The 20388-nt window shown below is 47.9% G+C and carries 13 protein-coding genes; all 13 read left to right on the top strand.

What is annotated here, in order from left to right; translation table 11 throughout:
* Positions 1–82 precede the first annotated feature (82 nt).
* The 13 genes from SBI19_RS09250 (at position 83) to SBI19_RS09185 (ending at position 20384) form a co-directional block, all read left to right on the top strand.
* A complete protein-coding gene (locus tag SBI19_RS09250) occupies positions 83–1549 on the top strand; it encodes a CoA-acylating methylmalonate-semialdehyde dehydrogenase (protein WP_317967265.1) in 1467 nt (488 codons plus the stop codon).
* Positions 1550–1570: 21 nt separating this feature from the next.
* Positions 1571–2935 carry an aspartate aminotransferase family protein gene (locus SBI19_RS09245; RefSeq protein ID WP_317967264.1) on the top strand — a complete coding sequence of 455 codons (1365 nt, stop codon included), beginning with the start codon at positions 1571–1573 and terminating at the stop codon, positions 2933–2935.
* Positions 2936–2989: 54 nt separating this feature from the next.
* Positions 2990–4270 carry a M20 family metallo-hydrolase gene (locus tag SBI19_RS09240; protein ID WP_317967324.1) on the top strand — a complete coding sequence of 427 codons (1281 nt, stop codon included), beginning with the start codon at positions 2990–2992 and terminating at the stop codon, positions 4268–4270.
* Between the two features lie 39 nt (positions 4271–4309).
* The gene (locus SBI19_RS09235; RefSeq protein WP_317967263.1) at positions 4310–5728 is read left to right on the top strand and encodes an NAD(P)-dependent oxidoreductase; all 1419 of its coding nucleotides are present in this window, start codon (positions 4310–4312) and stop codon (positions 5726–5728) included.
* Between the two features lie 57 nt (positions 5729–5785).
* Positions 5786–7072: an NAD-dependent dihydropyrimidine dehydrogenase subunit PreA gene (preA, locus tag SBI19_RS09230; protein ID WP_317967261.1), complete on the top strand. Its 1287-nt coding sequence runs from the start codon at positions 5786–5788 to the stop codon at positions 7070–7072.
* A 3-nt stretch (positions 7073–7075) separates the two neighbouring features.
* Positions 7076–8509: a dihydropyrimidinase gene (hydA, locus tag SBI19_RS09225; protein ID WP_317967259.1), complete on the top strand. Its 1434-nt coding sequence runs from the start codon at positions 7076–7078 to the stop codon at positions 8507–8509.
* On the top strand, positions 8506–8727 hold the full coding sequence (locus SBI19_RS09220) for a hypothetical protein (protein ID WP_317967257.1): 222 nt from the start codon (positions 8506–8508) through the stop codon (positions 8725–8727). The genes hydA and SBI19_RS09220 overlap by 4 nt, the downstream gene beginning before the upstream one ends.
* Positions 8728–9515: 788 nt before the next feature.
* A complete protein-coding gene (locus SBI19_RS09215) occupies positions 9516–10802 on the top strand; it encodes an ABC transporter substrate-binding protein (RefSeq protein WP_317967256.1) in 1287 nt (428 codons plus the stop codon).
* Between the two features lie 1108 nt (positions 10803–11910).
* The gene (locus SBI19_RS09205) at positions 11911–14430 is read left to right on the top strand and encodes a cellulase family glycosylhydrolase (RefSeq protein ID WP_317967255.1); all 2520 of its coding nucleotides are present in this window, start codon (positions 11911–11913) and stop codon (positions 14428–14430) included.
* 528 nt (positions 14431–14958) lie between these two features.
* Positions 14959–15426: an NUDIX hydrolase gene (locus SBI19_RS09200; protein WP_317967322.1), complete on the top strand. Its 468-nt coding sequence runs from the start codon at positions 14959–14961 to the stop codon at positions 15424–15426.
* Positions 15427–15446: 20 nt separating this feature from the next.
* Complete coding sequence (locus SBI19_RS09195; RefSeq protein WP_317967254.1) at positions 15447–16064, top strand: NUDIX hydrolase; 618 nt, start codon at positions 15447–15449, stop codon at positions 16062–16064.
* Positions 16065–16109: 45 nt separating this feature from the next.
* The gene (locus SBI19_RS09190; RefSeq protein WP_317967253.1) at positions 16110–17150 is read left to right on the top strand and encodes a polysaccharide pyruvyl transferase family protein; all 1041 of its coding nucleotides are present in this window, start codon (positions 16110–16112) and stop codon (positions 17148–17150) included.
* A 942-nt stretch (positions 17151–18092) separates the two neighbouring features.
* Complete coding sequence (locus SBI19_RS09185) at positions 18093–20384, top strand: hypothetical protein (RefSeq protein ID WP_317967252.1); 2292 nt, start codon at positions 18093–18095, stop codon at positions 20382–20384.
* Positions 20385–20388: the final 4 nt, after the last annotated feature.

Here is a 20388-nt window from a genome sequence, read left to right as displayed (position 1 = left end):
ATTCGGGAGCGGCGTCCTCTGTTAAACGTCAGAGGCGCTGCCCGGATCTCGCAAGAATGGGGATGCGAAAGGAGAGGCTGCGATGGCGCTGACCGAACAACCGTTGAAGCTTCGCAATATGATCGGAGGCGTATGGGTGGAATCCCGCGCCTCGGTGTACGAGGATGTGTACAATCCGGCGACAGGAGAGATCATCGCACAAGTGCCATTGTCGACGGCGGACGAACTAGATGAGGCGGTGGCGGCGGCGGCGCGGGCGTTCGGAGAGTGGCGCAAGGTCGCCGCGCCGAAGCGGGCGCGCTATCTGTTCCGGTATCAACAGCTTCTCTCTGAGCATATCGAAGAGCTCGCCGCACTCATTACGAGAGAGAACGGCAAAAGCTTGGAGGAAGCGCTCGGCGAGGTCCAACGGGGGATTGAATGCGTCGAATTTGCCGCAGGTGCGCCGACACTCTTGATGGGAAGCCAGCTGCCGGACATCGCCTCGGGCATTGAATCCGGCATGTACCGCTATCCGCTCGGCGTAATAGCAGGTATTACGCCTTTTAATTTCCCCATGATGGTGCCGTGCTGGATGTTCCCGCTCGCAATTGCCTGCGGCAACACGTTCGTGCTTAAACCATCTGAGCGTACCCCGCTGCTGGCAGGCCGATTGGCGGAGCTGTTCGTTGAATCCGGCTTCCCGCCGGGAGTGCTCACTGTCGTGAATGGGGCGCATGCCGTCGTGAACGCCATGCTGGAACATCCCGATGTGCAGGCGATCTCCTTCGTTGGTTCTCAGCCCGTCGCGGAATATGTGTACAAGACCGGCACCACGAACGGCAAACGAGTGCAAGCGCTCGCAGGGGCCAAAAATCATTCCATCGTGCTCGCCGATGCCGATCTGGACAATGCGGTACGCAATATTACGACTGCCGCCTTCGGCTCTGCCGGGGAGCGTTGCATGGCCTGCTCGGTTGTTGCGGCGGTCGATGAAATTGCGGATACGCTTGTTGCGAAGTTGGTGGAAGCGGCAGACGCTATTACGATCGGGAACGGGATGGAGGAGGGCGTATTCCTTGGACCAGTCATACGGGCGTCCAACAAGGCGCGCACGCTCCACTATATCGAACTTGGTATGGCGGAGCAGGCCGAGCTCGTCCGAGACGGCCGGCTTGATGCGGCAACGGCAGGGGATGCAGGCTACTTCGTCGGCCCGACGATCTTCGACCGGGTGAAGCCGGGGATGACGATCTGGAATGACGAAATTTTCGCCCCTGTGCTTGCTGTTGTACGGGTGAAAAGTTTAGAAGAAGCCATCGCCATTGCCAATCAGTCGGTTTTCGCCAACGGTGCCTGTCTCTATACGGACAGCGCGCGAGCGATTCGCACCTTCCGGGAAGAGATCGACGCAGGGATGCTCGGCGTCAATCTCGGCGTCCCTGCTCCGATGGCGTTCTTCCCGTTCTCCGGATACAAACAATCCTTCTATGGCGATCTGCATGCCAACGGCCGCGACGGCGTCGAATTTTATACGCGCAAGAAAATGATCACTGCCCGTTATTCCTAACCGCAGAGGAGCTGAGCTGTTATGCCCGGCGTAGATGATACCGATACGAAGGCGCTGGCCGATAAAGACCGCCAGTATTTGTGGCACAGCATGTCTCCCTACAGCGAGAATGACCGGCCAATGATTGTAACAGAAGCACAAGGCGCTTGGATTACGGACAGCGAGGGCAACCGGTACCTCGATGGGATGTCCGGCCTGTGGTGCGTCAATGTCGGCTACGGTCGGCGGGAGCTGGCGGAGGCGGCATATCAGCAGCTCGCTACGCTGCCCTATTATCCGCTGACCCAGAGCCATCGGCCGGCAATTGAACTAGCGGAGAAGCTCAGCGAGTGGCTCGAAGGCGAATACGTGGTGTTCTTCTCCAACAGCGGCTCGGAAGCGAATGAGGTCGCCTTCAAAATCGCCCGTCAATACCAGGAGCAAATTGGCGAGCACAACCGCTATAAATTCATCTCGCGCTACCGTGCTTATCACGGCAGCTCGCTAGGCGCGCTGGCGGCGACCGGTCAGGCGCAGCGCAAATACAAGTATGAACCGCTAGCCAGCGGCTTCCTGCATGTCTCTCCTCCGGACAGCTACCGCCGCCCGGAGGGCGTCAGCATAGAAGCATTCAACCGGCAATGTGCTGACGAGATTGAGCGGACGATCGTATGGGAAGGGAAGGAATCGATCGCTGGTGTCATTATGGAACCGGCCATAACGGGCGGCGGCGTCATCGTTCCGGACGATGCTTACCTGCCGCGCGTCGAGGCCACTTGCCGCAAACACGGCGTGCTGCTCATCATCGACGAGGTCATCTGCGGCTTCGGACGTTCCGGGTATAAATTCGGGCATCAGAATTATGGCGTGAAGCCGGATATTATTACAATGGCTAAAGGGCTGACGAGCGGCTATCTGCCGCTGGCAGCAACGGCTGTGCGCAAGGAGATTTATGAAGCGTTCAAGGACCCTCAGATGTACAGCCACCTGCGCCATGTGAACACCTTCGGCGGTAATCCAGCGGGATGCGCGCTGGCTTTGGCTAACCTGAAGCTGATGGAGCGAGAACGTCTGGTGGAGCGAAGCTTCGAGCTCGGCGCGCGGCTTCGAAACGCGTTGGAGCCTCTGCGAAGCCATCCGCTAGTCGGTGACATCCGAAGCTTCGGCTTCCTGCTAGGCATAGAACTGGTTGCTGATCAAGCGACGAAGGAGCCGGCAGGTGCCGATGTCGTGAAGCGAATCATCGGCGCCTGCAAGCGTTCGGGTCTCATCATTGGCAAGAATGGCGACACGGTAGCTGGCTTCAACAATGTGCTCACGATCAGCCCTCCGCTGTCGTGTACCGATAACGATCTAGCCTTCATCGTGGAGACGATCATGCAGGTGATGGCGCAGGAAGCCGAATAGATGAAGTTTTAGGTTGTCACTCTGGAATAGGCTTGAACATTCAGGTTGGGAGGGATAAGCGTGGAAGCATTTACGATTCATTCAGAGCGAATGGAAGCACGGATTATGGCACTTGCCGAAATTGGCAAAATCAGTGAAACCGGCGTGTGCAGGCTGGCGCTTTCCCCAGAGGATCTACAAGCGGTTCTGCTCGTGAAAAGCTGGATGGAGGAAGCAGGCCTTGCGACCCGCATCGATGCGTTCGGTAATTTGATCGGCCGCTTCGAGGGTGCTGATCCGGCTGCGCCGGCAGTCATGATGGGCTCGCATATCGACACGCAGCCCTATGCCGGCCGCTTCGACGGCATCATTGGCGTTATCGGAGCGCTTGAGGCATTTCAGACGATGCGCGAGCAGGGAATAACGCCTGCTGTTCCCATTGAGGTAGCAGCCTTTTGCGATGAAGAGGGCTGTCGATTTAATAAGGGACTGTTCGGCGTTCGCGGAATACTGAATCAGCTGGAGGAAGGGGAATTAGCTCGCACGGACAAGGAAGGAATCACTCGGTTGGAGGCACTGATCGCCTTCGGCGGCGACCCCGCCCGATTCGCGGAGTCGGTCTACCCTCCGGGCAAGGTAGGCGCATTCTTGGAGCTGCATATCGAGCAGGGCCCGGTCCTGGAAGCGCTCGGCGCGCCAGTAGGACTTGTGACGGGAATCGCAGGCCCGATCTGGTGGACGGTCGATCTCTACGGCTTCGCCGGTCATGCCGGATCGGTGCCGATGCAGATGCGCCGGGATGCGCTTGCCGGGGCGGCACGGATTATTACGGGTCTCCAACAATTGGCTAGCCGTGACCCGCATGCGCCAACGGTCGGAACGGTCGGTTCCTTGCAGGTTTTTCCGGACTCACGGAATATTATCCCCGAGCATGTACGCTTCACCATCGACCTGCGCGATATCGATCTCGCCCGGCGTGACAGACTGGAGCGAGAGCTGCGGCTGCTTATCGATGAAGCTGCGGAAGATAATGGGCTCACGTACGAAATTCGTGTAGATACGAACAGCGAGCCGCGATACTGCGCTGAGCGTATCAAGAGCGCCATTCGCGAATCGGCCGCCGAACTTGCGCTGACTCTGCCGGAGCTGATGAGCGGTCCGTTCCACGATTCGCTGGCGATGTCCACCTACTGCGATTACGGGATGATATTCGTCCGATGTCGTGAAGGAATCAGCCACAATCCGAAGGAGTTCTCCTCGCAGGCAGATATTGCGCTTGGGTGCGAACTGCTATATAAGACAGCTCTGCGGCTGTGCACGGCAAGCTCTCCAGCTTCGATTAACGACTCGGTCTGACCAGCGCAGGCTGCATATCCATATGGGAGGGATCCATGGATGGAACGACGCACTCCGAATGGTAGGCTAGACCCTGAGATGATCGCTCGTAATTTTGCAGAGGTTGAATGTGGACTGACGAACAAAGCCGCGATCGAGGAATCGAACCGCTGTCTGTATTGCTACGATGCGCCTTGCATCAACGCTTGTCCAACTGGCATTAACATCCCTTCCTTCATTAAGCGGATAGCGACCGATAACCTCAAAGGGGCTGCAACCACGATTATGGACGCCAATCCGGTCGGCGCCACCTGCGCGCGCGTCTGTCCAACAGAGGTGCTGTGCGAAGGCGCCTGCGTATTGAATCATGCTTCCAAACCGATCATGATCGGCAAGCTGCAGCGGTATGCGACGGATTGGGCGATTGCAGACGGCCGCCCGCTGTTTCAACCTGGCGCAGCGAACGGCCGCCGCGTCGCGGTCATCGGCGGCGGCCCAGCCGGGTTGTCCGCGGCTAGAGAGCTGGCGCGAGACGGCTTCGCCGTAACGGTCTATGAGGCGAAACCGCTGGCGGGAGGACTGGATACGCACGGCATCGTCTCGTTCAGACTGCCGCAGTCGATCTCTTTATGGGAGGTCGAGCAGGTCGAAAGACTTGGCGTTGATATCCGAACCAACGTGAAGGTCGGAGATGACCTCCCGGTGGAGCAACTGCTGCAGCAATACGATGCCGTCGTACTCTCTGCTGGGATGGGCACAGTGCCTCCTCTAAGCATTGAGGGCGAGCAGCTGAAAGGGGTATATGACGCAATCCGTCTTGTCGAGTCCACCAAATCGGACACGCATTCCTATCCGGAGCTGGCAGGAGCGCGCGTTGCCGTCATCGGCGCGGGCAACACAGCCATTGATGCGGCCACCTGTTCGGTCCGGCTCGGCGCGGAGCACGTCCGGATCGTGTACAGGCGGACGAAGGCAGAGATGACGGCCTATGCGTTCGAATTCGAATTCGCCAAGCAAGAGGGCATTGAATTCAACTGGCTGACCAATCCAGTGCGAATCATTGGCGATGAGCAAGGCCGGGTCACGCATTTGGAATGTGTGCGGATGCAGCTGTCCGAAGCAGGTACAGATGGCCGCAGGATGCCGATTCCAATCGAAGGATCAGAGTTCCTTATTCCTGTCGATGCGGTCGTGACAGCGATCGGCCAGAAGCGGCGCGTTGAACTGATTGAGAAGCTCGGCTTGACGCATGATCGAGGGGTAGTGATGATTGACCGCGCAACCTTTCGAACGAGCAATCCGAAGGTTTACGCCTGTGGAGATATTGTGTTCGGAGCCGGTCAAGGCGAAGCGATGGTCGTCTCTGCAGCTGAGCAGGGCAAGCGTACGGCGCAGGCCATCTCTCTCTTCTTCTTGCTGGATTCAGAAGCGGAAGCGGCAGCTGATGTGGTCGAAGTGCAGGAGGATGCGGCGATTTAGGCAGACTTTACCTAGATCAAGCTTCTTTTTGAATAAGAAAGCAAAGGGGTTGGAAGCATGGCTGACTTACGCGTTAGCTTAGCAGACATCGAAGCGCCGAATCCGTTCTGGTTGGCTTCTGCCCCGCCGACCAACACGGGCTATCAGGTGCAGCGCGCTTTCGAGGCAGGGTGGGGCGGCGCCGTATGGAAGACACTCGGAGAGCCGATCATCAATACCTCCTCGCGATTCGCGGCGGTACACTTCGGCGGACAGCGCGTCGCTGGCTTTAACAATATCGAATTAATTACCGATCGGCCTCTGGAGGTCAACCTGAGAGAAATTTATGAAACGAAGAAGAAGTTTCCGAACCATGCGCTTGTCGTATCCTTGATGGTGGAGCCCAAGCGGGAGAAGTGGCATGAGATCGTCAAGCGGGTGGAGGATGTCGGAGTCGACGGGTTGGAGCTCAATTTCGGTTGTCCGCATGGAATGGCGGAACGGGGAATGGGCTCAGCTTCGGGCCAGCAGCCCGATCTGGTGGAGATGCAGACGATGTGGGCGAAGGAAGCGGCACGTACGCCGGTCATCGTTAAGCTGACGCCGAATATTACAGACATCACGGTGACCGCCCGTCATGCCGTATTGGGCGGCGCAGATGCGATCAGCATGATTAACACGATCAACTCGCTGGCCGGGGTCGATCTGGACTCATGGCAGACCATTCCCCATGTTGCGGGCAAAGGCGCGCATGGCGGTTACTGCGGACCCGCGGTGAAACCAATTGCGCTCAATATGGTCGCGGAATGCGCCCGTCATTCGGATATCGGCGTTCCCATCTCCGGTATTGGCGGCATTGCGACCTGGCAGGATGCCGCAGAGTTCATGTTGATGGGAGCCAGCGCGGTACAAATATGCACGGCAGCGATGCACCACGGCTTCCGAATTGTGGAGGAAATGATCGATGGACTGAATCATTACTTGGACAATAAGGGAATTGCCTCTGTTAAGGAACTGGTCGGCAAGGCGGTTCCGCGCTACTCCGATTGGGGCGACCTGGATCTAAATTACCGCGTTGTGGCTCGCATTAATACGGAGACGTGCATCAACTGCAACAAGTGCTATATCGCCTGCGAGGATACGTCGCATCAGTGCATTGATCGACTGACGAGCGAGAGCGGTCCTTATCTGCAGGTGCGCGAGGAGGATTGCGTCGGCTGTAACTTGTGTTCGATCGTTTGCCCGGTTGATGGCGCAATTGAGATGGTGGAGGCGGAACCGGCCGGAGCGCCTATGAGCTGGAATGATCGAGTGCGTACGATGGCGAATCTGAATGCCGGCAAGGCGGGAATGGAGGCGAGGTAAGCGATGAGGAAGCTGATAAAGAACGGTACGGTCGTCACTGCAACGGACAGCTACAAAGGCGATATTCTGATCGAGAATGGCATCATTGCCAGCATCGGTGCCGATCTTTCGGATGATGCCGCCGAGGTGATCGATGCTGACGGCTGCTATTTGTTCCCTGGCGGCGTTGATCCGCACACGCATTTGGATATGCCGTTCGGCGGCACCGTGACGCGGGATGACTTCGAGAGCGGCACGATCGCTGCGGCGTTCGGCGGCACGACGACGATCATCGATTTTTGTCTTACAACCAAGGGAGTGCCGCTGAACGAGTCCGTGGCAGCGTGGCACGCCAAGGCTTCCGGCAAAGCCGTGATCGATTATGGCTTTCATCTTATGGTCGGCGAAGTGAACGACAATGTGCTGCTGGAGCTGCCGCAAATCATAGAAGAAGAAGGCATCACCTCGCTCAAGGTGTTCATGGCTTACAAGAATGTGCTTCAGGCGGATGACGGCACCCTGCTTCGCACGCTTCAGCTTGCTCGCCAGCAAGGTGCGCTGGTCATGGTCCACGCTGAGAACGGCGATGTGATTGCGTATCTGATCGACAAAGCGCTGGAGGAAGGGAACACCGATCCGATCTATCACGCGCTCACGCGACCGTCCGTACTGGAAGGCGAGGCGACGGGACGAGCGGTTAGCTTGACAGAACTGGCGGATTCGCAGCTCTATGTCGTCCATGTCACTTGCGCTGAGGCGGTAGAGAAGATTGCGGAAGCCAGGCGCAGAGGCTTACGGGTGTACGGTGAGACATGCCCGCAATATTTGACGCTGGATGTGTCTTATCTAGAGAGGCCGAACTTCGAAGGAGCGAAGTATGTCTGGTCTCCTCCATTGCGGGAGAAGCATCATCAGGCTGTCCTGTGGGATGCGCTGTGGAACGGCTCGTTGCAAGCCGTAGGGTCGGATCAGTGTTCATTCGACTTCAAAGGGCAGAAGGAACTGGGGCTTGGCGACTTCTCCAAAATCCCCAACGGCGGACCGACCATTGAAGACCGATTCAGTCTGCTCTTCTCGGAGGGCGTAGCGAAGGGACGTTTAACCGTGAATCAATTCGTCGATATCATATCGACCGCCAGTGCGAAGCTCTTCGGGCTGTTCCCGAAGAAAGGGACGATCGCCGTCGGCAGCGACGCAGACCTTGTCATCTTCGATCCGAACGCGCAGCGGACATTATCCGCGGAGACGCATCATATGCGGGTAGACTATAACGCATTCGAGGGAATGGAGGTAATCGGAGAGCCAGTGACGGTGCTCGTGCGCGGCGAATTCGTCGTCCGTGACAAACAATTCGTCGGCATACCGGGCAGCGGGCAGTACTTGCGGCGCAGCCGATTCGGCCAAACCGTGAACGTTCCTCCGAAAGCGGCGGAGACGACCGAGCGTGTTGGGCCATGAGCGCGTACGCGGCGTTCCTCGAAGAGAAGCGTGCGATTGACTTATTGCTGAACGATGGTTATCGGATCGTGGGCATCAGCGAGGATTTGGACGGCTCGGCCGTAACCTTCACACGCGGCGATACGGTCGATGCGGTGGAGCAATCCCGGTTGCAATTGTTGACAGCGGATGCGCGCAAGTATGTGGTGACACTGCTGATAGCTCGGATGAAGGGATGACAAGAAGGCCGCCATGAATTAAAACTGGCGGCCTTCTTCATTTCGTTCGTATCCAAGTGAGAGGAATTACGTTGTTTAGTCGTTAGAGGTTCCTTGCCTAGCTGAAGCGTGTCACAACTACTTGTTAATAGCGATAGAGATATTGAAGCGATTCTCGACCGGGTCGTGGAAGGAAGGTAAATGGGAAGTGGAAGATCTGCGGCCGATTAACAAGAAAGAAAGCTGTAGGCACGCATTGCTAGAGGAGATTCCCATGGCTTGAAATGGTTTTTGCTGTTGAAATCTAACTTTCTTATGCGTTATGGTGCGTAAACGAAGAAAAAACGAGTGATGAAAGCTGCACCCACGGCGAAATGGTTAACGACTTCTTTCACACTCGTTGCCAGGTTCGTTTAATATGACCTTACAAATATTAGGACATCATACAGATTACATATCATTTGAAGGGTTGTCCCCTTTTCTCTGTTTGAATAGTATAAATATGTAAAAAACTCTTGTATGCGCAAGATGCAACACCTACTTCTGCATATTGCAGCAATGAGTTTTGTAATTCAGGATTTAATAAATTTTTGTGGTATTTCATTGATGCAGTTCAAGTTTGCCGAAAAGATTGTGTCTGATCGGCGTCTTAATCAAAGCTAAGAACAAAGAACAAAGACCAGACTTAATGTTCTGGTCTTTGTTCTATCCTTTTGGAGGTGAACAATGGAGGGTTTATCCTTCTTTCTGCAATTGTTTTCCCAAGCAGAATGGTATTTACAGGCCAAAATTTAATAGGAGGAATCTTGATGAAAAGAGTGCTAAAAACATCCTTGATTGTCACGATGGTCCTGCTGCTGTTATCGGCATGTCAGAACGATTCCAACCTAATGGTTGAAGAGGAGGGTCTGTCGGGCAAATTGCGAATAGCAATTGTCAGTCCCACAAAAGTTGGAAACGGGCGCGTACATCAGCTTGACGAAGCTTCTAAGGGACCGCTTTATGACAAGTTAAGAGATTTTCAAACTCAAAATCCTAATTTAGACATTGAGTTAATCGATATTAGTTTCATAACAGATGAGCCTTCCACGATTCCTACAGATCCGTTGCCTGACATTATCGAGGTGGTTCCGTATCAGACTCGATGGGTCGCCGGCCCAAATGAGTTGGAAAACCTTGATCCTGTCGTGCAGTTGTCCGGGTGGAATGGGGCATATGCACAACTAATCGACCGTACTAGGGTGAACGGAAAGGCCATTATGATTCCTGTCAAGAGCGAGCCGATGGTTGTATATTATGATGAACAAATATTTGGACAACTCAATATACCTGCACCGCATGAAAGCTGGACGTGGGACGATTTCGTTTCAGCATCGCAACAATTGAATTCGAATGGCTTCATTACCGATATTCCCGATAAGTTTGATGCGGTCGAGCCTATCATTCAGGGATTGGGTGGCGCTTATACTTCTGAGGACGGCTTGCATTTTATCGAGCATTTAGACAGCGATTCGACGGTAGCCGCTTTCGAGCGATATGTTTCGGATATGCGCGTTCAGCGATCTAATGCGGCAAATAAGGGCGGTCAAAAGGCGCTAGGAATCGGAAGGCCATCAGACTTGTACGCCTTGCTGAATGATAATATCAATCTTCGAATCGCCCGTATGCCACTGTTCGCTGATGGCAAGAGGCATAATACAATGCTGACGACAGGGCTGGCGGTATCTGCCGAATCGAAGAATAAGACAGCGGCAGTGGAATTGCTAAAGGCGCTGGCCGGCGACAACGAAGGGGAAGCGTTGCGCTTCGCGAATTACAATGCGCTGGTGGGTATGAGGTTTAATTATATGGATAAGCCGCTGTTACAACAAGAAGAATTGCTTCGTGTCATGGAGATGGAGACGGCCAATTCCGTGCCTGCAACGTTTCAGTTAAATCCTATGTTTTTTAATCATTACGGTATTCTTAATGAGCGTTCTAAAGAGTTCGCAGACGTATTCCCAATGTTGTTCGAGCCAAATTCCATAAAGCCTGCGCTTGAGATGCTTGCAAGCCATGTAGAGACGCTATTTCAGACACAAAGGGGCAATTGGTAGCTAAATTCAGCATAAGGATGACAAACCGAAAACATTAAAGGGAGCGCAATCTTGACGATAAGAATAAGTAGAACAATCGTCATTATGACAGTAGCCTTGTTGCTTCTGCTTCTCTCGGCATGACAAACTGCTGTAGCCGGTGGCTATAATCCAGTCATCAGAGATGGCTACCGGCAGCATTATAGAATCTATTAATCTCTCAAACTTTCAACAAAATGTCCGTTTAGGAGAATGTTTTTTAACCACATGGTGGAATTGATTACCCATTTAGCTTTCTATGCAGGATGGCCAAAGGCATGGTCGGCCTTTAACTTAGCAAAAGCAATATTTGGTGAATAAAATGAACGGCAGCCGAGATACGGCTGCCGTGTCAGCGGCACCAGCGACAAAAAAGGAACCAGTGTCGGGTGACAAGAACATAGTAACATTAAAAGTCGCATAAACTGCGGCTTTTTTGTTTTATGTTATCAAGTTCTTGTCATAACCAAATGACAAGAACTTGATAACATTCCCGAGGAATAACAAGAACTATTTTACATTACCGATCAGTTCGAATTGCAAGCTGCAGCGCCTTATATTGAAATAAGTGATTGGTTTTTTTATGTGCAATTTACCTGAATTTTCTTTCCACGAAGTTCGGCGCAGGTACTCGTTCTGCACTCTGAACATTGAAAAGAGATGGGTTTATCAACGATTTGTATTTCCCCCGACCAGTCGTCGCATTGTCCTTATTGTGCTATGTTTCTGACTATAAAATCAAGGTCGCTTTTGTACAAATCAGTATAATGAAAAGCAGGGAATGAAAGCGCTTCCCAATTAAGGTGGTGATGCTGAAGCAAATCCATGAATTTACACGCAATTATGCTACAACCGGCAATGGCAGCTCGTCCTCTCTGTCAGAGTAGTTTTTTTTGCGCCCCAAGGCTGCCGAAACGAAGTTACCGATCTGCCCCTCATTATCCATCGGGATGTGCGGAAGTTGTATGAAGAAAGGAGGTTTAACAGGCGCTGCCAGCAATATTCGGATTAGACAATGGTAGAACAGTTCATCTACATAATAACAATCTACCAATCGTACAATTAATAAAATTAAGGGAGGATCATAACAATGAAAAAAACCAAAAAGCTACTGGTTATGGCGTGTACAGCAGCATTAACAACTTTCTTCGTTACACCTGCTTTAACGGTTAAAGCAGAAACAGTGGATAACGAAAGCCCTAAGCCAATTCCACAAACTGCATCCACACAGTATGCAGCAGCCATGTATCCAGGAACGAATCTTGGTAATACCTTTGATGCTGTTAATAATTGGGCCTGGGAATATTCAGATGAAACAATTTGGGGAAACCCACGTGTGACTAAAGCCCAAATAGATGCAATAGCAGCTCAAGGCTTCAAGAGTTTACGTATACCTTTAACAGTTAACACCCGTTTAGGAGCAGCTCCAGCTTATACAATTGAACCAGACTTTTTAGGGCGTTATGTCCAGGCTGTTCAATGGGCAGTTGAGGATGGCCTTTATGTAATCGTAAATACACATCATGACAGTGATTGGTTGCGTTATTATGAAGCAGATGATGATAATGGAGAAACAAAGGCGAAATTTGAGGCTGTTTGGACTCAGTTAGCTAATACCTTTAAGGATTTTGATTCTAAGGTAAGCTTTGAGTCAACGAACGAGGTTATGCCGAGGAACCATAGTGGCGAAATATATGACCAATATGGTACTGATGCTGATAAAGCTGAAAAAGCGCCAATTGTGAATCAGAGGATGGCAGACCTTAATAAGCATTTCCATGATATTGTCAGATCCACAGGTGGAAATAACGCAACTCGTATGTTGATTATGCCTCCTGTATGGCATAACTCCAGTTCACAATGGACCGAGCCTTTGGCTAAAACAATACTGGATTTAAACGATCCTAATATAATGGGAGCTTTTCATGGTTATTCTGCCTGGTTTTACGATCAAGGTATAGCTGGATATGATAGCTTCAACGAATTAACGAAGGCAAATGTTAGGGAATATGTTGATAGTGCTTATAATGCGCTTGTAAGTAAAGGAATAGGGGTTGTACAGGATGAGACTTGGGCTGGCAATGAATATAGTGAACCAGGCGACAGGCTGCAGTATTTCGAATATATAAATTATTATGCTAATAAAGTATCTGGAATAACCCCGATGTATTGGGATGCTGGTCAAGCACTAGATAGAATTAACTTAACTTGGAAAGAACCAAAATTAATGGCAGCGTTAAAAGGTGCTTGGGCTGGACGAAATTCTTATACAGCATCAGACAGAGTTTTCATTAAAGATCAAGATAAGAATAGCGATGCTAATATACCAGTGATCTTAAATGGCAATACCTTAAATTCAATTTATAAGGGAACGACTAAGTTAGTAGAAGGACAAGATTATACTTATGCCAATAGTACTGTAACTTTAAAAGGTTCTTATGTAAGCAACCTAATGATTGATGGTTATGGGACTAAAGCTACTTTGACTTTTAAATTTTCAGCAGGTGCTGATTGGGATACTGATTTAATTAGATATTCAACTCCAGTTGTAGGTTCAGTAACAGGAAGTACATCAAATTTTGTTATTCCTGTACAATTTAATGGTTCAAAGCTTAGATCTTTAGAAGCTGTGAAAGTAGATGGTTCATATCCGCATGTTGGAGAATTGAGTTGGTCAAATTATAAACCTTTCGAGGCATACAAAGTTGACTATACAGCTAATACAATAACAATGACAGACAAATTCTTTAACCAGGAATATGACAAAACATTACCTCAATTTGTGATAAAGTTACATTTCCAGTCTGGGGAAGTACAGGATCTCTTAATTAATCAAGCTGATGGTCAATTGACATACACTGCTCCTGTAGTAACTACAGCAGCAATAGATCCGACAACACCAAACGGCAATGACGGCTGGTATACATCGGGTGTGACAGTCAGCTTAACTACAAATGATAATTCATCAAAAACAGAGTATAGTCTGGATGGCAGGACTACATGGCAAACTTACACGGCACCATTCACATTGAATAATGACGGCCAGTATTCGGTTAGCTATCGTTCGACGGACAACTCGGGAAATGTAGAAACAACGAAATCCATTAGCTTCAAATTGGATTTGACTGGTCCGACGATTACGACTGCTGGTGTAGTGAATGGCACATACAACGATTCTACGGATATTTCACCTGTTATTACTCTGGATGATAAGTTCTCCGGGGTTGACACCAGCAAGACCACGGTCACAGTGGATGGGAAGGATGTGCAGCAAGGAGCAACTATCCAGCTCTATAAGCTGCCGCTCGGTTCACATACCCTTATCGTAACAGCAAGTGATCTGGCAGGAAATATTAGCACCAAAGAAATCGTATTCCAAACTAATACCAGTATTCAATCCCTGAAGGACATGGTAACAAGCTTTAAGAATGCCGGATGGATTGATAATGCAGGTATCGCTGACAGCTTGCAAAGCAAGTTGAATTCGAATGCTCTGACTGCCTTGGTGAATGAAGTGAATGCTCAAAGAGGTAAGCATATTTCGGCGGAAGCTGCTGATTTCCTGATCCGGGATGCTCAATACTTGATGTCCCAAGCTACAGGTCAATAGGATACTAAGCATAAGACAATAAGGTCTGGTACAAATTATTCAGATAAAAAAGACTTCATACAGTATACATTGTATGAGGTCTTTTCATTACGTTGGTTTAAGCTAACAAAAAGCAATTGACAAGAACTTATATCGTTTGCCGAATAGTGACAAGCACTTATATTGTTAGCCCCGATGATGATGTAGCAACACAGAACCCTGTCTGCGGTCGGCACCGTCGTTGGCGGGGGATTCCAATACGTTCAGTACCGATGATGTTTCGGAAAAGAAAATCTAGAACAAAGAAACTGTCGATTATTCATGCTCAGAAACAAGAGGGTGCAATATTAGATGAACAAGCTGTTATTCAAAGAGCATTTAATAGAAACGCGATTCCCCATAGAGGGAGTTTAAATGCGAAAAAAGCAGTTTACATACCATATGTAGGAAATAGGTTAAACTTCATGGTAGAGACTACCTGAATGGATTTGAATTTAACTTTTGTCCATTCGGTCACTTCATTGGAAAGGATTGTGAATTGTGAGTGAAATGCTTTATGAAGTTCCATTAAGGTGTAGTGGTGTTGCAGTAGTCTTGCTAAAGAGAACACAATATGATTACAAAGTGTTATTACTAAAGCGGACCTCTTCTGTATTAAGGGATACTTGGTGCTATATTGGTGGAGGCATTGAAGAAGGGGAAAAAGCGTGGGAAGCTGCTTTAAGAGAAGTTCGTGAAGAAACAGGCATTACAAAAGTTTCTCTTTTCACTTCAAATAAGTTCGATCAATTTTATTCAGCAAAAGAAAATTATATTTATGTTGCACCTGTCTTTGTGGGATATGTCGATGACGATCAAGATGTAATTTTAAACTATGAACATAGTGAATATGAATGGGTCACAATTAATGAAGCAATTGAAAGGGTCAGTTTACCAGGAAATGATGAAGCCCTTGCGTTTATCGAGAAGCATTTTGTAAGAAAGAGTCCTACAGAGTGGTTACGTGTAGGCGTTTAATTAGAGAGGACCTGATGATAATGGAGAATGAAATGTTAAAGATATTCGATGATAACCGAAATCAAATTGGCATTGCTACTCGTGAGGAAGTCCATAAGTTAGGGCATTGGCATGAAGCGTTCCATTGCTGGTTTATTAGTAAAGAAGATAAAGGATATATTTATCTCCAACTTCGAAGTGCCATGAAAAAAGATTACCCCAGCCTATTCGATATTACCGCAGCTGGACATTTATTGGCTCACGAAACTGTGTTGGACGGAGTAAGGGAGATTAAAGAAGAGATTGGAATTGATGTTTCAATCCAAGAATTAATACCACTAGGAATTATCGAGTATTGCGTAAATAGAACAGGCTTTATTGATAAGGAACTTACCAATGTTTATTTATTCATAGGTGAAAATATTCTCAAGGAAGCATTACTTCAAAGGGAAGAAGTAGCAGGTATTGTGAGGACTGAATTTGAATCCTTCTATAAATTCTGGATGGGTGAATTAGATCAAATTAGAGTTGAAGGATATGAAATGATTGAAGAAAGTAAAATAAGTATTGATAAAATAATAAACAAAGATAACTTTGTTCCACACGAAATATCATATTATGAAAACGTTGTAAAATTGATCGCTGAGAAAATAAGATGATTCGGAACATCCGCGTCACATCCCACTGAAGGAATGGAGCTTGTTATGAGAAGAGTTGGAATTATTACTCTTTATTACAAAAACTATAATTACGGTGGCCAACTTGGAGCTTATGCACTGCAAAAAGCTATAGCTAAGTTAGGATTTCATTGTGAGCAAATTACATTCAAGTGGCAAAACGAATACACCTTACAAACATATGAAAGTACTAAATGTGCTGAACAATTTAGGACTTTTTCCGAAAGCATTCCTCACAGCGATCGCTTATATACAGTATCTGATATTACAGAATGTGTTGATGATTACGATATTTTTGTTTGTGGCAGCGACCAAATATGGGGTTTACCATGGGTTATTTCCGATGACATTTTACCCCGTATGGCACTTTCTTTTGTTCCAGCATCAAAAACGAAAATTGCATACGCAGCTAGCATGGGAGGATCAGAGATAGAGTACGATCGAAAAAATATTCTTGCTCCATATGTTAATTCCTTAAACTTTGTTTCTGTTCGCGAAGAATGTGCAATCCCTTTTGTATCAGCAATGTACAATGGAGATGTTACTCATGTATTGGATCCTGTAATGCTTCTTGATATAACAGAATGGGATGCTATAGCTGCTACTCCGACAGAAAAAGACTATATACTCACTTATGATTTACGAGATATTACAGTGATTCAGGAGTACGCTGAAGCACTTTCACAAAAGTATGGATACGAGATTATATCTCTTGCAACTGATGGAGCAGCTGCAGTTGGTCCGAAGGAATTTGTAGGGTACATAAAACACGCGAAGTATTTTATTACTAGTGCTTTTCATGGGGCTGTTTTTGCCATTTTATATAAGGTACCATTGTTAGTATTCCCGGTATCTACTAATCCAAGAGCCCCCCAATCAATCGATTCAAGACTGATAGCTCTGTTGGATACGTTCGGCTTATCATCTTTCTTCGTGTATGATCCATCAAATATTCCGAATATTGATGATGTTACTTTTGATCATATAGACGAATTAAAAACAAGTTCATTTCGTCATCATTCACTTCAATTTCTTAAAGATTCTTTGGAATCGCGCAGGGAACCTTAACATAAATAACGGCAAGTTATTTTAAATGAAGGGTAAGGTCAAGGGTAGCTTAGCGGCTGTGGGAAGGGGATGGGGAAGGCGGTACGCATTTCCTCGACGACTACGCATTCATTGGCCAGTACGGCTGGGAGGCAGAAGACCACCCCGACCTACGCAGATTCCTACAGAATCAGCGCTTCTTTTACTAATTCAGATCTTCAAAACTTTGCAGACGACTACGAAGACAAACGCGAGTTAGCATATAAATATATGCGGTCGCTCAAATGAACACCAACCAATCAATAGTTGACAAAACCAAGAGCCGCAGCAGCCACTGCGGCTTTTATTTATTTTCTAAGCACAGGCTGATATAAGTTCTTGTCATCCGATGTCCAGCGACACAAATGTGCCCACAATAAGATTAAAGAAAAAGCCTTTAATATAAGGCTTTTTATTATTAATGTAGGAAAATTTGTGTCATCGAAAAAAGCACAAATTCTCAATCATTGTGCTCCAGAGACACAAAATTGCATACATAGTCGTCATCATTGGAGAACGTTATGTCTGTCGTCACGATACGAGCCAAACAGATTACATGACGGATATGAACAACCCCATTTAGGCTGAAATTAGCACCATCGTGAGAGAGATGATTCTAAACACAAACATCGCTAGAAGGAAGAAGTTTGTCGTAGATTCTAGATATAGTTGATTTTGTAAGGTATTTTACAATTAGCATAATATGTATAATTATCAAGTAATGGAAATTTGTATTATTCACTTGGTTTTGACAGAGGGGGAAGGTCCATCGATAAACTTAATACAGCATCATTTTAAGGAGAGCTTGATTAACACGGAATTTAACTTATATTTGAGAGGAAGTTGAAAATGTTGGCTCGGAGTAGATTTCGACTAATAGGACTTATAGTACTTTGTTTATATTTAATTCAAGGATCGACATTAGTGAATGCTAATCAGCCAGAATACGAACAGAACGCGGCAAGTGAGAAGGATAAAACAATTTTGGGAGTGGCCGATGAGAGACAGGACATTCCAGAACTTCGGACGCCCAATAGCAAATCTTATCCCACTTCGATCCCCGGACAGTACAAGTCGGTTATTTATGGCTCAGCTGTTCACTATATAGGAAATGACCAGAAATATTACGATATTAATACGTCGGCAACGGACGAGAATTCTTTAGCTCAAGTAGACAAGCCCGTCTCCAGTGAAATCCAAGAGGAGTTCCAAACGGCCAGGAGCAAACGAAAAGATGCCGACAAAGCGAAAAAATCAATCCCCAATGAAGAAACCTCCTTTTATGCCCTGCAGGTACCTTATAAGCTAGTACTACCCAAAAACTTCTCCAAGGGATATACGATAGGCTCTGGTAAGGACCAGCTAACCTTCACTCCACAGAATACGCAGAAATCGATCGGTTCGATCGACAATAACGATAAGAGCGTAATCCGATACGAAAATGCTTGGCCATCCACAACTGTGACCTTGTCAATATTACCTGATGGTGTAAAAGAAGACATTTACCTTCAAGATGCTAAGGCACCAAATCAACTGGAATTCGAGGTTAAAGGTGCTCTGGACCAGAAACTTAATTCTGGGCCACTTCGTCTTCTCCCCGCCTGGCTAGAGGATAGCAACGGTAACAAGAGGGACGTTGCGATGAAAACGCAGAAGAAGGGGAACAAGACGTTTATCTCACTGACTTGGGATGGAGTTGGACTATCGTACCCGATACACATCGATCCAACGGTGGGGATCACCTATTCAAATTCATATTATTACTGCACGAATGGTACTACTGTCAATGATGGATTCCTTGTCTCCACGGATCCAAACAAACAGTGCGAATCCTATCTCACGTTTTACACGAATAATATTCCCCGAAATGCAACGATTCTAAATGCTTACGTTCTCGTTAACGTGCTAATGAGCTATGGTAATAATTATGATATTAGGGCCCGCCAAGTTACAACACCAGTTAGCCAGAACAGTACGACGGGTAGGCCAAAATATTCAATGAATAACCAAACGACTCGTATTATTGCAAACAATCCCGGGTCGAAAGGAGACCAATATTCCTGGGATGTATCAGGGATGGTAGCTGATACATATCGCAATGGTATCACTATGATCGGTTTATATCCTTCGAATTCAACCTTCGGCACGGTTAATGGGGATTTTAATACTGCGAAACCCTCCCTGAGCGTTTATTTTAATACAAGCTCAATTCAATATCAGTATGATGCGAATAACAGATTAGCTTCTAGCAGATTGTCTACTGGCCACTTGAAAAGCAACTCATTCGACCGGAATGGTAACTTGCTTAGATCCTCCTTGCAATACAACCTTCTAGAGAACGGAGATTTCAACTTAGGAGGAATGAATTGGAATTTGGGCGATCAAATGCAGATCTCTCAGACAATTAGCAAAGATACGTTTAGTCTCGGCTTCTCATCTTCAACAGCGACGGCGCAAGCAAGCACAACGTCCAGCTATCCGATCGCTGTTAAATTCCGCGATCAATACACCTTGTCTGGATATTTAATGGACAATACAGCATCAGGTAATATTTATATTACGTGGAAGGAATACCATTATTACTTTGGGTTAATACGTACAGGGAGCAAACTTTTATCGTCCAGCAAAGGGACAAACACATGGGAGTTTAAAAGTATATCGTTTAGTCCTAGCAGTATGACCTCGTGGATGACCGTCGATATCGTAGCGGATCCCGGGACAAAGGGCTCCGCATATTTCGACGGCATTAAAATAAGTCCGGGCGTTCGGAACGCAGACTTTGAATTAGGCCAATCTAATTGGACGAATGGCGGAATCATGAAAATTCAATCTTCTGGTGACAGTCATAGTAATATCGATAACGGCTACGGCAACTATACGATAGTTTTCTCCTCTCCACAGGCAGGAACTGCGAGCGTTAACACCGAAACTGACATCCCGGTTGAGCCTCTCAAAAACTATGTATATGGCTCTTGGTTCAAAAATGTAAACCTGTCGGGAAAAACTTACGTTCGCCTTGATGAATATTCCGCCTCTAATCAATTGGTGAAGTCGACTAAACTCGATGCGAATAGTAGCGCGGGAAGTGACTGGGTTTATAAGGAAATAGGTTTCCAGACTTCTAAGGACACGAGGTTCTTGAGAATTGTCGTGCAGGTGGAGAACGGGACTGGGACCACATTGGTAGACGATATGCAATTAGTTTATAAGGGATAGAGAG

Origin of the sequence: Paenibacillus sp. CCS19, assembly GCF_033239625.1 — a bacterium.
Lineage (GTDB): Bacteria > Bacillota > Bacilli > Paenibacillales > Paenibacillaceae > Paenibacillus_T.
This window is presented reverse-complemented; position numbering and strand designations above follow the sequence as displayed.